The organism is Blattabacterium sp. (Cryptocercus kyebangensis) (assembly GCF_003226855.1).
Lineage (GTDB): Bacteria > Bacteroidota > Bacteroidia > Flavobacteriales > Blattabacteriaceae > Blattabacterium.
The window spans coordinates 476,936-493,052 of record NZ_CP029820.1 but is presented as its reverse complement, the minus strand read 5'-3'; the positions used below and the strand labels follow the sequence as shown (position 1 = coordinate 493,052).

The 16,117-nt window shown below is 27.8% G+C and carries 12 protein-coding genes; 11 read left to right on the top strand and 1 reads right to left on the bottom strand.

Going from position 1 to position 16,117, the window contains the following annotated elements; all coding sequences use genetic code 11:
* Positions 1-37 precede the first annotated feature (37 nt).
* From DM815_RS02425 to guaA, 11 genes are read left to right on the top strand one after another with little or no spacing between them, the layout of a single operon-like run.
* Entirely contained in the window at positions 38-1,342 is a 1,305-nt protein-coding gene (locus DM815_RS02425) for an adenylosuccinate synthase (protein ID WP_110509112.1), read from the top strand.
* Between the two features lie 33 nt (positions 1,343-1,375).
* On the top strand, positions 1,376-2,803 hold the full coding sequence (gene purB / locus DM815_RS02420; protein ID WP_110509110.1) for an adenylosuccinate lyase: 1,428 nt from the start codon (positions 1,376-1,378) through the stop codon (positions 2,801-2,803).
* Between the two features lie 38 nt (positions 2,804-2,841).
* Positions 2,842-6,564, top strand: coding sequence for a phosphoribosylformylglycinamidine synthase (locus DM815_RS02415; RefSeq protein ID WP_110509108.1), 3,723 nt, complete (start codon positions 2,842-2,844; stop codon positions 6,562-6,564).
* 9 nt (positions 6,565-6,573) lie between these two features.
* Positions 6,574-7,059, top strand: coding sequence for a 5-(carboxyamino)imidazole ribonucleotide mutase (gene purE, locus DM815_RS02410; protein ID WP_110509106.1), 486 nt, complete (start codon positions 6,574-6,576; stop codon positions 7,057-7,059).
* A gap of 2 nt (positions 7,060-7,061) precedes the next feature.
* Complete coding sequence (purC, locus tag DM815_RS02405; protein ID WP_110509439.1) at positions 7,062-7,799, top strand: phosphoribosylaminoimidazolesuccinocarboxamide synthase; 738 nt, start codon at positions 7,062-7,064, stop codon at positions 7,797-7,799.
* Positions 7,800-7,837: 38 nt separating this feature from the next.
* The gene (gene purF / locus DM815_RS02400) at positions 7,838-9,280 is read left to right on the top strand and encodes an amidophosphoribosyltransferase (protein ID WP_110509104.1); all 1,443 of its coding nucleotides are present in this window, start codon (positions 7,838-7,840) and stop codon (positions 9,278-9,280) included.
* A 5-nt stretch (positions 9,281-9,285) separates the two neighbouring features.
* Positions 9,286-10,272 carry a phosphoribosylformylglycinamidine cyclo-ligase gene (gene purM, locus DM815_RS02395; RefSeq protein ID WP_110509437.1) on the top strand — a complete coding sequence of 329 codons (987 nt, stop codon included), beginning with the start codon at positions 9,286-9,288 and terminating at the stop codon, positions 10,270-10,272.
* Positions 10,273-10,282: 10 nt separating this feature from the next.
* Positions 10,283-10,846 carry a formyltransferase family protein gene (locus DM815_RS02390; RefSeq protein ID WP_110509102.1) on the top strand — a complete coding sequence of 188 codons (564 nt, stop codon included), beginning with the start codon at positions 10,283-10,285 and terminating at the stop codon, positions 10,844-10,846.
* Positions 10,847-10,906: 60 nt separating this feature from the next.
* Complete coding sequence (gene purH / locus DM815_RS02385; RefSeq protein WP_110509101.1) at positions 10,907-12,424, top strand: bifunctional phosphoribosylaminoimidazolecarboxamide formyltransferase/IMP cyclohydrolase; 1,518 nt, start codon at positions 10,907-10,909, stop codon at positions 12,422-12,424.
* An 11-nt stretch (positions 12,425-12,435) separates the two neighbouring features.
* Complete coding sequence (gene purD, locus DM815_RS02380; RefSeq protein ID WP_110509099.1) at positions 12,436-13,671, top strand: phosphoribosylamine--glycine ligase; 1,236 nt, start codon at positions 12,436-12,438, stop codon at positions 13,669-13,671.
* 45 nt (positions 13,672-13,716) lie between these two features.
* Entirely contained in the window at positions 13,717-15,270 is a 1,554-nt protein-coding gene (guaA, locus tag DM815_RS02375; protein WP_110509097.1) for a glutamine-hydrolyzing GMP synthase, read from the top strand.
* Positions 15,271-15,276: 6 nt separating this feature from the next.
* On the opposite strand, the gene accD is transcribed toward guaA, so the two are convergent.
* Positions 15,277-16,116 (bottom strand): acetyl-CoA carboxylase, carboxyltransferase subunit beta, encoded by an 840-nt coding sequence (gene accD / locus DM815_RS02370; protein WP_110509095.1) that lies wholly within the window; start codon positions 16,114-16,116, stop codon positions 15,277-15,279.
* Position 16,117: the final 1 nt, after the last annotated feature.

Genomic DNA, 16,117 nt, shown 5'->3' with positions numbered 1-16,117 from the left:
TAACTTTGTAAAAAAAGTATAAAATTTAAAAAAAATCATGCCTTCAAATGTTATTGTTGGTCTCCAATGGGGTGACGAGGGAAAAGGTAAAATCACAGATTTACTTTCTAAAAATTCAGATTATGTAATTCGTTATCAAGGAGGAAATAATTCTGGTCATTCTATTCATATTAATAATCGTTATTTTATTCTTCATTTAATTCCATCTGGAGTAGTTTATCCTTCCATTAAATGTATTATAGGACCTGGAATGGTTATTGACCCTAAATCCTTGATTCAAGAAATCAAAGAAATAGAATCTATAGGAATAAATACCTCTAGAGTTTTTTTGGCAAAACGTGCACATATAACTATGCCTTATCATCGTTTACTAGATGAATATAAAGAAGAATCTTTAGGTTCTAGATCTATTGGGACTACACATCGTGGAATTGGTCCTACTTATGAAGATAAAATAGCCCGTATAGGAATCCGTTTATTAGATTTTTTAAATCTAAAAGTATTTCATAAAAAATTAAAGGATAACGTAGATTATAAAAATAAGATTATTACAAAAATATATAAAAGAGATCCTATTTATTTTAAATTTATATATGAAGAATATATAGAATATGCTAAGATTCTTTCTCCTCGTATTATTGATTCTGTACATGAAATTCATTATGCTTTTCATAAAAAGAAGAAAATTTTATTTGAAGGAGCTCAAGCTATGTTATTAGATATCAATTATGGAACATATCCATATGTCACTCCCTCTTCAACTTCTACAGGAGGTGTATGTACAGGGACGGGGATCCCACCTCATTTTTTGAAAAATTTTATAGGAATAGCAAAAGCTTACTGTACACGTGTAGGATATGGCCCATTTCCTACAGAAATTAGGAATAAAATGAGTGATATAATACGAAAAAAAGGGAATGAATATGGTTCTACTACAAAACGTCCAAGACGATGTGGATGGTTAGACCTTTTATCTCTAAAATATTCCTGTATGGTTAATGGAATTAATTATTTAATCATTACAAAATTGGATGTTTTAAGTGAATTAGAATTAATTAAAGTATGTATAGAATATCAAAGTAATGGAAAAAAAATACAATATTTTCCAGCCAATATAGAATTGGAAGAAAAAGAAGTAGAAGCTATTTATATAGATTTTCCTGGTTGGAAAAAAGATATCTCTCATATACATGAATATGATGATTTACCTAAAAATTGCAAGAAATATGTTAACTTTATAGAAAGTTATTTAAATTTGGATATTGTATTAATTTCTGTAGGATCTGAAAGAAGTCAAAATATTATCAAAAATAAATCTTCCTTTTTAAAAATTTTTTCTTAGAAAAATATTTCCATTTATAAAAATGATTCTTTTGTGAAAGAATATAAAAATCCTTTAGTAGAACGATACAGTAGTAAAGAAATGTTATATAATTTTTCTCCCAAAAAAAAATTTACTACCTGGAGAAAACTTTGGCTAGCTTTAGCAGAATGCCAGAAAAAATTAGGTTTAAATATTAAGGAGGAACAAATTAATGATTTAAAAAAACATTTAGATGATATTGATTGGAATAGAGTTTCTTTCTATGAAAAAAAATTCCATCATGATGTCATAGCTCATTTATATGCACTTGGAGAAAAAGCCACTATAGCCAAACCTATTATTCATTTAGGCGCTACAAGTGCTTTTTTAGGAGATAATACAGATCTTATTCTCCTCCGTGATGGATTAGAAATTATCCTTAATAAATTAATTAATGTTCTTTTTCGTCTTAGAAATTTTACCTTAGAATATCATAATACTCCTACATTGGCCTTTACTCATTATCAACCAGCTCAGTTAACTACTGTTGGAAAACGTTCTTCTTTATGGATACAAAGTATCCTAATGGACATAGAAGAATTGGAATTTAGATTTCAAAATATCTGTTTCAGAGGAGTAAAAGGGACTGTAGGAACAGCCGCTAGTTTCAAAGAATTATTTGATGGAAATTTAAAGAAAGTAAAATATATGGAAAAAAAATTATCCAATAAATTTGGATTTCAAAAAATTTTTCCTGTTACAGGTCAAACTTATGATAGAAAAGTAGATGCACAAATATTAAATTTATTATCCAATATTTCTCAATCTTCTCATAAGTTTAGTAATGATTTGCGTTTACTACAAAATTTGAAAGAAATGGAAGAACCATTTGATAAAGAACAAATTGGATCCAGTGCTATGGCTTATAAACGAAATCCAATACTTAGTGAACGTATGGCCTCTTTAGCAAAATATGTAATTTCTCTATCAAATAGTTCAGCTATAGTCGCAGCCACTCAATGGTTGGAACGTACTTTAGATGATTCAGCCAATAGAAGATTGGTGATAGCACAATCTTTCTTAGCTACAGATGCTATTTTAATGATTTGGAATAATGTGTTAGAAAATATTGTAGTATATCCTAAAATGATAGAAAAAAATATCTATCAAGAACTTCCATTTTTAATTACTGAATCTATTATTGTAAAAAGTGTAAAAAATGGAGCAGATAGACAAGAAATTCATGAAAGAATACGAATTCATTCTATGAAAACTAATTCTAAAATGAAATTAGAAGGTAAAGAAAATGATTTTATAAAACGTATTTTAAACGATGAAAAAATACCGATTAATGAAAAAGAAGTCAATCAAATGCTTGATCCTAAAAATTTTATAGGTTTTTCTTCAGATCAAGCTTTAGAATTTATTGATAAAAAAGTAAATCCTATTTTGGATCGATTTCATCGTATGATAGACTCAAATAGAAATCTTAAAATTTAAAAAAATTCTATTTTTTATTTTATATCATAACAATTCTAATGAATTTAAGAATTTATATACAAAAAAAAATTTTTTTCGACATTTATTCTAGAAAGTTATATCAAGAATTGAAAGATATGGATATATCTTTATCTGAAGTAATTATTTATCATATATACGATATATTTCAAATAAAAAAAGAAGTTTTTATAGATAGCTTATACAAAATTTTTGTAGATCCTGTAACAGATATTTATCGTAAGAAAATACATTTAAAAAATCCATCTTTTTCTATAGAATATTTACCAGGAAAATATGATCAACGTGCTGACGCGGCTATGCAATGTATAAAAGTTATAGATCCTATATCTAAAGTTTTTATAAAAACAGGTCAATTAATTGAATTAATAGGATTGAATAATCCAGAGGAGGATATTATTAAAATCAAAAAACATTGCATAAATCCAAATATTTGTAAGGAAAAAAATCTTAAAGAAATGCTCTTCCCATGTTTTTCCAATAGAAAATATGTAGAGAAAAAGAATATTAAAATCATAGAAGGATTTATTCATTTTACTTATGAAGAAATAAAAAAAATTCATAAAAAATGGAATTTTTCTATAGAAATAAATGATTTGTTGTTCATTCAAAAATACTTTTCTGAAGAAAATCGTGATCCTAAAGAAGAAGAATTACGGATTTTAGATGCTTATTGGTCTGATCATTGTCGTCATACTACTTTTTTGACTACATTGGTGAATATAAATTTTGATGGAATATTTAAAGATACATATCAGAGTATTTTTAACAAATATTTAAAAGATCGTGATTCAATAGGAAGATCAAAAGATCCTATAAATTTGATGGATTTATCTAATCTCCCTTCTCAAATTCTTTCTAAAAAAGGAAAATTGAAAAACTATGTATTTTCTAATGAACGGAATTCTTGTATAATGAGAATAGACGTAGATATTATAGGAAAAAAAAAGGAGAAATGGTATCTTTTATTTAAAAACGAAACCCACAATCATCCTACAGAAATTGATCCTTTTGGTGGGGCTGCTACTTGTATAGGTGGAGCCATTCGTGATCCATTATCCGGTAGAGCGTTTGTTTATCAATCTATTCGATTAAGTGGAGCCTCTGATCCAACTAAAACAAAAACATTGAATGGAAAAATAGCGCAAAGAAAAATATGCCGTGAAGCAGCTCATGGTTATAGTTCTTATGGAAATCAAGTGGGAGTAGCTACTACTCATATACATGAAATTTATCATAAAGGTTATAAAGCTAAAAGGATGGAAGTAGGAATGGTAATTGGAGCCGTTCCAGTAGATTCCGTAAAACAAAGAAATCCAAGGAAAGGAGATATTATTCTTTTAATTGGTGGATTAACAGGAAGAGATGGAATAGGAGGAGCAACGGAATCTTCTAAAAGATATGAATATAATTTAAAAAATATATCTTACAATATTCAAGTACAAAAAGGAAATCCAATAATAGAACGACAAATTCAAAGATTTTTTCGAAAAAAAAAAGCCATATCTTTGATCAAAAAATGCAATGATTTTGGTGCAGGAGGGGCTTCAGTAGCTATAGGGGAATTGAGTAATAGTTTGATCCTTCATTTAGATAAAATCCCAATAAAAAATACATCTTTAGATTCTATAGAAATAGCCCTTTCAGAATCTCAAGAACGTATGGCCGTGGTTTTAGATCCCTATGATGTAAAAAAGTTTATTAACTTATCTCATGAAGAGAATATCCTATCCATTCCTATAGCCATGATTACGGATAATGAACGTATAATTTTTTATCATCAAAAAAAAGAAATATTCAACTTAAAAAGTTCTTTTTTAAATACAGGAGGATCTAATAAAAAAAAAGTTGTTCAGGTCAATTCTCCAACTTCCATTTCTCCTTTTAAAAAATCAAAAAATATTACTTTCAGTAAAAGAACTTTTTTAAAAACTCTTTCTAAATTAAATATTGCCTCTCAAAAAAGTCTAGTAGAAATGTTTGATAGTACTATAGGTGGGACTACCATATTGATGCCTTTTGGAGGAAAGTATCAAATGACTCCATCTGAAGGAAGTGTACAAAAAATTCCTGTTTCACATGGAGAGACAACAACAGTTAGTTTGGCATCTTGGGGGTTCCATCCAAATATATCTACTTGGAGTCCTCTTCATGGAGGGGCTTATGCTATAGTAGAGAGTGTTTCAAAAATTGTTTCTATGGGAGGCCCTTATAAAAATATCTATTTTAGTTTTCAAGAATATTATCAAAAATTAGGAACCAATCCAAAAAATTGGGGAAAACCATTTGCTTCTTTATTAGGTGCTTATCATGCACAAATGGCCTTTGAATTAGCTTCTATTGGAGGAAAAGATAGCATGTCGGGAACATATAAAAATATACACGTACCACCAACATTAATAGCCTTTGGAGTAAGCATAGGTTCATCTTTGAACATTATATCACCTGAGTTTAAAAAAATAGGAAATAGAATATATTTATATAATCATAAACCATTAAAAAATGAAATGCCAGATTTCGATTCTATGAAAAAGGCATACGATAAAGTTTATGAAGGTATTTGTTCCGGAAAAATAGTTTCTGTCAAAACTATAAAAGATGGGGGAATTTCCATTGCTATTGCAAAAATGTCTTTTGGAAATCGTTTAGGTGTTGTTATTCATTCTAATAATCATTTACTCGAAACAAATATAGGTTCATTAATTATAGAATCCTCATCTTCACTTTCAGAAGAGTTCATCTTAATAGGAGAAGTCGTATCCTCTAAAAATTTAGATTTTAATGGAATTTCTATTGATATAGATGAAGCCATCAAAAATTGGATAAAAACTTTAACTCCTATATTTTCTATAAATAATAGAGATCTAAAATATACTAAAAAAAATATACTACAAAAAAGTAGAAAAGACCATAAATATATTCCATTAAAATGGAAATCAATTAAAAAAGTAGTACCACGTGTATTTATTCCAATATTTCCTGGGACAAATTGTGAATTTGAATCAATTCATGCTTTTGAAAAAGAAGGAGCAATAGTAAAAACTTCTGTATTTAGAAATTTAAGGGATAAAGATATTATTAAATCCATATTTCAAATGGAAAAATATATAAAATCTGTACAAATATTTATGCTTTGTGGAGGATTTAGTGCTGGAGACGAACCAGATGGTTCTGCAAAATTTATAACTTCTGTGTTACATAATCCCTATATAAAAGATTCTATTGAATATTTTCTTGATCATGATGGATTAATTTTAGGTATATGTAATGGATTTCAGGCTCTAATAAAATCTAGTTTATTACCTTATGGTAAAATAAATTTGCGTAATCATAAATCTCCAACTCTTACCTATAATGAAATAGGGAAACATATATCCCAATGTGTTCATATAAAAGTGATTTCTGATAACTCTCCATGGTTAAAAGGAATGAAAAATAAAATATATACTATTCCAGTATCTCATAGTGAAGGAAGGTTTTATTCTAGTGAAAAAATGACTAATCTTTTATTAAGAAAAAATCAAATAGCAGCTCTATATGTAGATTTAAAAGGAAATCCTACTATGGATTTTCCTTATAATCCAAATGGATCTATTGGATCAGTGGAAGGATTATTAAGTGAAAATGGAAAAATTTATGGAAGGATGACTCATCCGGAGCGTTATAATAATGGATTATTAAAAAATATACCTAATATTAACGAGCATTCTATTTTTAGAAATGCTGTGCAATATTTTTTATAAAAAAATAATATGAAAGTAGCTATATTTTGTGGAAGTCTATCTGATAAACCAACGATGAAAATATCGGAAGATATACTAAATAAATTTAATATAAAGAATAAAATTTATGTTATATCTGCACACCGTTTACCAGATCTATTATCAAAAACAATAAAAAAAATAGAATCTTTAGAAGGAATGGAACTTATTATTGCAGGAGCTGGGTTATCTGCTCATTTACCTGGAATAATAGCTTCAAGGACTATTTTACCCGTTATAGGAGTTCCTATTTATGCTAATAATGGATTATTAGGTGGAATTGACGCTCTCCTTTCTATTGTTCAAATGCCTAAAGATGTTCCTGTTGCTACAGTAGGGATCAATAATGCATACAACGCTGCTTTATTATCCGTTCATATATTAGCTATGAAATATAACGAAATAAAAAAATTATTATTAAAATTTAGAATGAAAAAAAAAGAAAAATTAGTTACTGAAATAGATAAATATTTATGATTATGAACAACATAACTAAAAAAAAATATTTATTAGAAGGAAAAACAAAAAAAATATATTCTACAGATAATACCGATGAGATTATTATTCATTACAAAGATAGTATAACTGCTTTAGATGGATTAAAGAAGGAATTATTACAGGATAAAGGAATTTTAAATAATGAAATAACGACATTAATCTTTAAATTTCTTAAAGATTATGGGGTAAAAACCCATTTTATTCGTAAGATCAATAATAGAGAACAATTATGTTATAAAGTGGATATTATTCCATTAGAATTTGTAGTTCGAAATGTTGTTGCTGGAAGTATGTCTAAACGTTTGGGTATAAAAGAAGGGATTACCATAGATAATCCCATTATTGAAATATTTTACAAGAATGATGTATTAAAAGATCCATGGATAAACGACCATCATGCCGTATTCTTAGGTATAATTTCTTATGAAGAATTAAATAAAGTTAATCGAATTGTCTCAAATATTAACAATATTCTGAAAAAATATTTTTTAGATAAAAATATTATATTGGTAGATTTTAAAATAGAATTTGGAAAAGATAAAAAAAATCAAATTTTACTTTCTGATGAAATTAGTCCTGATACATGTCGTCTTTGGGATAAAAAAACAATGAAAAAACTTGATAAAGATAAATTTAGAAATGAATTTAATGAAAAGGAAGAGGTAATAGATACTTATATGGAAATATTAAAAAGGCTAAATGCAGTTTCATCCATTTAAGGGACAAAGATTTTCTTTTTCCAGAAAAAAAAAAGAGGATGTATCAATTATTTCCTATTCTAGAGGAAAAAAAATTTTTTGATAAATTTCATGAGGAATGCGGAGTTTTTGGTATTTATTCTACTCATAAAATCGATACATTTTCTCTCATTCAGTTTGGGTTATTTGCCTTACAACACCGAGGTCAAGAAGCTTGTGGTTTTTCTGTTTTACGAGATGGATTTATTTTATCTCATAAAAGTGAAGGTCTTGTTTTAGATTCCTTTCGAAAAATTTCGAATTCTGAATGTTATCATGGGAATGCTGTTATTGGGCATACACGATATTCTACAGAAGGAGGACAAAGCAAAAAAAATATTCAACCATTCTTTGGAGAAGATTCCTATGGTAAAAGTATCATTTCTATTGTCCATAATGGAAATTTAGTGAATGCTAAAAAGATTCGTAAAAATCTAGAATCGAAAGGGATCAATTTTATATCATCTAATTCGGATTCCGAAGTTATTTTACGTTTGATACAAAAATACTTATCAGAATATGATAATAACCTAAAAATCGCTATTCAAAAAACCACTCTTGATATTCAAGGAGCTTATTCTGTAATAGTTCTTATGGATAATAAAATTGCTGCTTTTAGAGATCCAAATGGAATTCGACCCTTATGTTATGGTATGCTTAATGAAAAAACTTATATATTTAGTTCTGAAACTTGTGGAATAGATTCTGTGGGTGGATATTATGTAAGAGATTTATTTCCAGGAGAAATAGCTATCGTCGATCAAAAATCCATTCAATTTTCTCTTCTTAGAAAAAAAAGGGAGACAAAACGAAGAATATGTTCCTTTGAGTATATTTATTTTTCTCGTCCTGATTCTTTCATTGAAAATATAAACGTTTATGAAGTTCGTGAAAAAAGTGGAGAAATACTTTATGAACAACACCCAGTAGAAGCAGATGTCGTTATTGGTGTCCCAGATTCTGGTGTTCCAGCATCTATTGGATATTCCAAAGCATCCGGAATCCCTTTCAAACCAATTTTAGTAAAAAATAAATATATTGGAAGATCTTTTATTTTACCTAAACAAGAAATGCGTGAAAGAATGGTAAATTTAAAACTAAATTCTATATTAAATGAAATTAGAGGAAAACGTATTGTCATTATTGATGACTCGATTGTTCGTGGGACTACCAGTCGTAGATTAGTTTATATTTTAAGAAAAGCAGGAGCGATAGAAATTCATTTTAGAAGCGCCTCTCCACCTATTATAGCACCATGTTATTTAGGAATAGACACTCCTAGTCAAAAAGACCTAATTTCATTCAATATTGATAAGGAAAGTATAGCTAAGTTTTTAGATGTAGATAGTTTAGAATTTTTAAATATGGATAATTTGATCGATATTCTTGGAAGTAATAATTACTGTTTCGGTTGTTTTACGGGGAACTATCCCATTCCTAAAAAAAATGATTGTATATTATAGTAATAATGAAAGAAAGTAATCGTACCATATATAAAATTAGTCCAATTTTAGAAAAAACTTATAATAATAATGTACTTAGCACATTAGATAATTTTGCGGCTCTTTATAAAATGTCTTCCTATGAGTATAAAGAACCTATTTTGGTGTCTGGTGTTGATGGTGTGGGAACTAAACTACGTTTAGCCATTAATTACCAAAAATATGATGTAATTGGAGAAGATTGTTTTGCTATGTGTGCGAATGATGTATTATGTCATGGAGCCCAACCATTATTTTTTCTAGATTATTTAGCTTGCGGAAAACTGGATTCTAATATTGCAGAAAAAATTATACAAGGGATAGCTACTTCCTGTAAAAAGACGAATACCTGTCTTATTGGTGGAGAAATAGCTGAAATGCCAGGTATTTACAAAAAAAAAGATTATGATATAGCAGGATTTTGTGTAGGGATTGTAGAGAAAAAAAAGATTATAGATGGGAAAAAAAAAATTCAAGAAGGAGATATTTTAATTGGTCTCCCATCTTCAGGTGTCCATAGCAATGGTTTTTCTTTAATTCGAAAGATTTTTGATACAGAAGATTTACTGATGAAAAAATTCCAAAAAAAACCATTTTATGAGACTCTTTTAATTCCAACTAGAATTTATTATTCTACTATTCATCTTTTATTAAAAGAGTTTTTAATCCATGGATTAGTTCATGTTACGGGAGGGGGAATATCCGATAATTTATTTCGTGTTCTTCCAGAGAATTTATTAGCTATAGTAGAGAAAAGAAAAATTCCTATTCTACCTATTTTTAATCATATTCAGGAAAAAGGTTTTTTATCCGATCAAGAAATGTGGAATACTTTTAATATGGGAGTTGGAATGATTATAATAGTATCTATTAAAGATAAAGGTCCTATTTTTCATAAATTACGTTTTTTAGGAGAAAAGCCTTTTGTATTTGGGAATATGGTTAAAGGAGATAAAAGAGTATTTTTGAAATAAAAATATTTTCATGAAAAAACTAGCTATTTTGGTTTCTGGAATAGGGACAAATATGCAGCATATTCTACAATCTATTTCCAATGGTAAACTTTCTCAAGTTAAGATTGATTCAGTGGTTTCTGATAGATATTGTAGAGCTATTCAATATGCATTGAAAGAAAATATTCCAAGTTTTTCTTTAGAAAAGACTAAAAAAAAACTTCTTTCTAAAGAGATAGATAAGATTTTTATAAAATATATTCCAGATATTATAGTACTTTCTGGTTTTCTTTCCATACTTGATTCGGAATTTTGTGATAAATGGGCTGGTAAAATCATAAATATTCATCCATCTCTTTTACCTAAGTATGGAGGGAAAGGGATGTATGGAATGAAAGTACATCAAAGAGTTATTAATAATAAAGAAAAAATATCTGGGGCTACAGTTCATTATGTAACAAAAAATATTGATTCAGGAAATATAATTTTAAAAAAATCATGTAAGATTTCTTCAAATGAAACTCCGATCTCGTTATCTAAAAAAATATCTATCATAGAAAAAGAGCTCCTAATTCAATCTTTAAATAATATTTGACCTATTATATTATTTTTTTTATATCCTATAAAAATTTCGAATTCTTTAATTATTGTATATATGAAAAGAGCTTTGATTAGTGTTTATGAAAAAAATGAAGAATTATTTGATTTTGTCCGTTTTTTAGATAAAAAAGAATACCAAATTCTTTCTACTTGTGGTACCTATCAATACTTAAAAAAAAATGGAATATCTAATGTTCTAAAAATAGAAAATATCATTTCCTTTCCTGAAATTTTAGATGGAAGAATAAAAACTATTCATCCATATATTTATGGAGGGATTCTGGCTAATCGTTCTATTGATAAACATATGAAAAATATTCATTTTCACGGAATTTCTCCTATTGATATTGTATTGGTAAATTTTTACCCATTTTTTGATAAATTCAACAAAAAATCAATTAATTCTATGATTGAATTTATTGATATAGGAGGACCGTCTATGTTGCGAGCAGCAGCAAAAAATTTTTTTCATGTAACCCCTATTACAGATAAAAAAGATTATATCTTAGTAAAAAATGAAATTGAAAACTATGGAAATACTTCATTAAAGTTGAGAAAAAAATTAGCAGGAAAAGTATTTAATCTTACTTCTGCTTATGATTCTGCAATTTCTCAATATCTTTTAATGGAAGAAAATTTTCCTACTTATTTACATTTTTCTTATAAAAAAAGAATGAATCTTCGTTATGGGGAAAATCCTCATCAAAAAGCAGCTTATTATGTTAGTACTATTCATAAGGGGGCAATGTGTAATTTTCATCAATTACATGGAAAGAAACTTTCTTTTAACAATTTAAGAGATATGGATATAGCTTGGAAAGTAGTATCTCAATTTTCTGAACCAGCTTGTTGTACTGTAAAACATGCAACACCTTGTGGAGTCGCATTAGGAAAAAATGTAATAGATGCATTTAAAAAAACTTATTATGCGGATACTATTTCTTCTTTTGGAGGAATTATGGCTATAAATGTACCAATAACAAAAGAATTAGCGAATAAAATAAATAGTCTATTTTTAGAAGTGATTTTATCACCTAGTTATGAAACAGATGTATTGAGTATTTTAAAAATAAAAAAAAATATAAGAATCATTAGTATAAACGAACCTATTTCTGATAAATTGGAATATCTAAAAATAGATGGAGGAATATTGGTGCAACAAGTGGATCCTAATTTATCTTATGATTATCAAATAGTAACCAAAAAAAAGTTTTCTGATCAAGAAATAAGGTCTTTATTTTTTGCTCAAAAAGTAGTAAAATATGTAAAATCGAATGCTATTGTTGTAGCTAAAGGAACACAAACTTTAGGAATTTCTGGAGGTCAAACAAATAGAATTTGGGCAGCTCGTCAAGCTATAGAAAGAGCTTTAGAAAAAAGCAAAGAAAATTTAGTCCTTGTTTCTGATGCTTTTTTCCCTTTTAGGGATGTAGTAGATGAAGCCGCTACATCCGGTAGAATAAGGGCAATTCTTCAACCAGGAGGTTCTATCCGTGATAAAGAATCTGTCCAGGCTTGTGATGAATATGGAATAGCTATGGCTTTTACGGGGAAAAGACATTTTAAACATTAAAAAAAAATATTATGAAAGTTTTAATTCTCGGAAATGGAGGACGTGAACATGCTATTGGGAAAAAATTTTTAAAAGATTTTCCTACCATAGATCTTTATTTTTATCCTGGTAATGGAGGAACAGATCAAATAGGAAAAAATATTAAAAATCATCATACAACTTTAGATTTGTGTTATTACGCTAAAAAAAATGAAATAGATATAACTATTGTTGGTTCCGAAACTTTTCTATTGGATGGTATTGTAGACGTTTTTAAAAATTTTGGACTAAAAATTATGGGTCCCCATTACCTTGCGTCTAGACTAGAAGTAGACCGTGTTTTTTCTAAATCATTTATGAAAAAATACGGAGTACGTACTCCTAAATACGAAGTTTTTTCTTCTTATCAAAAAGCTGTAAATTTTTTAGAAAAAAAAAATTATTCTGTAGCTATAAAAACAAGTGGTATAGCAGGAGGAAAAGGAGTAATATTAGTGAAAAATAAAAACGAAGCAAAGAACGCCTTGACTTCTATTATGATAGATAAAAAATTTGGAAAATCTGGAAATAAAGTTATCATAGAAGAATTTTTGAAAGGGAAGGAATCCTCTATCATATCCATATTTAATGGAAAAGAGATTATTCCTTTTTTATCCGCTAAAGATTATAAAAAAATTGGAGAAAAAGAAACAGGAGTTAATACAGGAGGAATGGGGGCAATAGCCCCTAATCCCTATATGAACAATGAAGTTTGGATAGATTTTAAAAAAAATATATTGGAACCAACTTTAAAAGGATTATTTTTAGAAAAATTAACTTTTTTAGGATTTATTTATTTCGGATTAATGATTACTTCAAATAGTGTATACTTATTAGAGTACAATACTCGTATGGGAGATCCTGAAACTCAGACTTTATTGCCATTAATGGAAAGTAATTTTTTTCAGATAATACAGTCAGTTTTTCTTCAAAAAAAAATATCTATTTCTTGGAAAAAATTATGTTCTTGTTGTATCGTTTTATCTTCAAAAGGATATCCGGAAAAATATGAAAGTGGAAAAATTATAAATGGATTAAATTCTTTAAGAGAACCTTTTTATATAGCTGGTGCTAAAAAAGAAAAAGAAAAATGGATGACATCACATGGACGGGTTTTAAATATGGTAGGAATAGGGAAAACAATTGACGAAGCTAGAAAAATGGCTTATAATAAGGTAAAAAAAGTTCATTTTGAAAACTTGTATTTTAGAAAAGATATTGGATTATAGTTTTTTTTCAAAATTCCAATAATACAAAAATAATTCTAATTTAGAATGAAAAAAGACTCTATTTTAGTATTAGATTTCGGTTCCCAATATAGCCAGATGATTGCAAGAAGAATTAGAGATATAGGGGTATATTCCATTTTATGTCCTTATGATATTTCTATTCGTCATATTTTATCAAAAAAACCAAAAGGGATTGTTTTATCAGGAAGTCCTTTTTCTGTTTATGACGAAAATCCTCCGTTAATATCTAAAAATATATTTCAATTGAATATACCTATACTTGGAATTTGTTATGGAATGCAACTTATTTCTTTTCTTTTTGGAGGAAAAATAGAAAAATCAAAGTATAAAGAATATGGAAAGTCCAGTTTTATTATAGATCATTATAAAAATGATTTATTCCAAGGAATTCCTAAAAAATCTATTGTTTGGATGAGTCATTTTGATGAAATAAAAAATATTCCAAAAGAATTAAAAGTGATCGGCCATACTTCCTCTTGTTCTATTGCTGCTTTAATTCATAAGAATAAAGATATTTATGCAGTTCAATTTCATCCAGAAGTGAATAATACAGAGTTTGGAATCCCGATCATGAAGAACTTTATCCTTCATATTTGTAAATGTTATCCAAATTGGAAACTAAATCATTTTGTGCAAGAAAATATAGAAAAAATAAGAAAACGTGTAGATAATAAAAAAGTAATATTAGGTTTTTCAGGAGGTGTAGATTCTTTTGTATCCGCTTATATAATTCATAAAGCTATTGGCCCCTCTTTACATTGTCTTTTCGTTGATACTGGTTTTCTTTTAAAAAAAGAAAAAGAAAAAATATCTTTTTTGTGTAAAAAAATGAATTTTTTTATTAAAATAATAGATGCTAAAAAACGTTTTTTATCTAGTTTAATTGGAATTATTGATCCTGAAATGAAAAGAAAAATTATAGGAAAAGAGTTTGTTTCTATTTTTCAAGAAGAATCAGAAAAAATTAAAAATGTAGAATTTTTAGCGCAAGGGACCATATATTCAGATGTAATTGAATCTTCTACATATTCCTACTCAAAATTAATAAAAAAAACTTTTTTTATTAAATCTCATCATAATGTAGGAGGATTACCTCCTTCAATGAAATTGAAACTTTTGGAACCATTAAAAGAGTTATTTAAAGATGAAGTACGAAAAATAGGAAAATATTTAGGAATTCCAAAAGACATTTTATACCGACATCCATTTCCAGGTCCTGGATTAAGCATTCGTATTATTGGAGAAGTAAATAAGAAAAAAATTTCTATTCTTAAAGAAGCGGAAACTATTCTTTTGCAAGAATTAAAAGAATATGATCTTTATGAATCCGTAAGCCAAGCTTTTATGGTATTATTGCCTATAAAATCCGTAGGAGTAATGGGAGATAAAAGAACCTATGAATATGTTGCTGTATTACGTGTTACAAATACGGAAGATTTTATGACTGCTACTTTTTCACATTTACCTTACAATTTTTTAGAAAAAGTTTCTAGTAGAATCATTAATGAAGTAGATGGAATCAATCGTTTAGTATACGATATCACTTCCAAACCTCCAGCAACTATAGAATGGGAATAACTTTTTTTACATCATCATAGAAACAAGATTGTAGATATTTTTTTTTAAATCAATTCTAGAAGAAATGAAATCTATAAATCCATGTTCTAGAAGAAATTCTGAAGTTTGAAATCCCTCTGGAAGATCTTTTCCAATAGTTTCTCTAATTACTCTAGGTCCAGCAAATCCAATGAGTGAACCTGGTTCTGCTATATTTATATCTCCAAGTAAGGCATAAGAGGCTGTAACTCCTCCTGTCGTTGGATCTGTAAGAACGGATATATAAGGAATTTTTGAATCACGTAATTGAGTCAATCTAGCTATTGTTTTAGCCATTTGCATTAAAGAGAAAGAAGATTCCATGATTCTTGCCCCACCAGATTTAGATATCAATATATATGGAAACCTTTTTTCAATACAATGTATTATAGCTCTAGATATTTTTTCTCCTACCACAGATCCCATAGATCCTCCTATAAACGAAAAATCCATACAAGAAATAACCATGTAAATACCATTCATTTTTCCAACACCTGTTCTAATAGCATCGTATAAATTTGTTTTTTTTCTTGCTTCCTTGATTCTATCTGTATATTTTTTTCTATCTACCCATTTTATAGGATCTTTACTAATCATTTTAACATTTATTTCTGAAAATTTTCCATTATCAAAAAGAATATCAAAATATTCCTTGCTATGAATTCTTACATGATATCCATCTTCCGGACTCACATATGCATTTTTTTTTAGTTCCTCCGTATCTATAATTTTTCCATTTGGAGTTCTGTACCAAAGCCCTTTAGGTAAATCTTTTCTATCTTCTATAGGGGTAATAATATTTTTTTTCTTTCTTAAAAACCAAGCCATG

Bases quoted from the DNA above. Each gene is read 5' to 3' on its own strand.
- DM815_RS02425 (WP_110509112.1), top strand. From the start codon at position 38: ATGCCTTCAAATGTTATTGTTGGTCTCCAATGGGGTGACGAGGGAAAA.
- DM815_RS02415 (WP_110509108.1), top strand. From the start codon at position 2,842: ATGAATTTAAGAATTTATATACAAAAAAAAATTTTTTTCGACATTTAT.
- purE (WP_110509106.1), top strand. From the start codon at position 6,574: ATGAAAGTAGCTATATTTTGTGGAAGTCTATCTGATAAACCAACGATG.
- purC (WP_110509439.1), top strand. From the start codon at position 7,062: ATGAACAACATAACTAAAAAAAAATATTTATTAGAAGGAAAAACAAAA.
- purF (WP_110509104.1), top strand. From the start codon at position 7,838: ATGTATCAATTATTTCCTATTCTAGAGGAAAAAAAATTTTTTGATAAA.
- purM (WP_110509437.1), top strand. From the start codon at position 9,286: ATGAAAGAAAGTAATCGTACCATATATAAAATTAGTCCAATTTTAGAA.
- DM815_RS02390 (WP_110509102.1), top strand. From the start codon at position 10,283: ATGAAAAAACTAGCTATTTTGGTTTCTGGAATAGGGACAAATATGCAG.
- purH (WP_110509101.1), top strand. From the start codon at position 10,907: ATGAAAAGAGCTTTGATTAGTGTTTATGAAAAAAATGAAGAATTATTT.
- purD (WP_110509099.1), top strand. From the start codon at position 12,436: ATGAAAGTTTTAATTCTCGGAAATGGAGGACGTGAACATGCTATTGGG.
- guaA (WP_110509097.1), top strand. From the start codon at position 13,717: ATGAAAAAAGACTCTATTTTAGTATTAGATTTCGGTTCCCAATATAGC.
- accD (WP_110509095.1), bottom strand. From the start codon at position 16,116: ATGGCTTGGTTTTTAAGAAAGAAAAAAAATATTATTACCCCTATAGAA.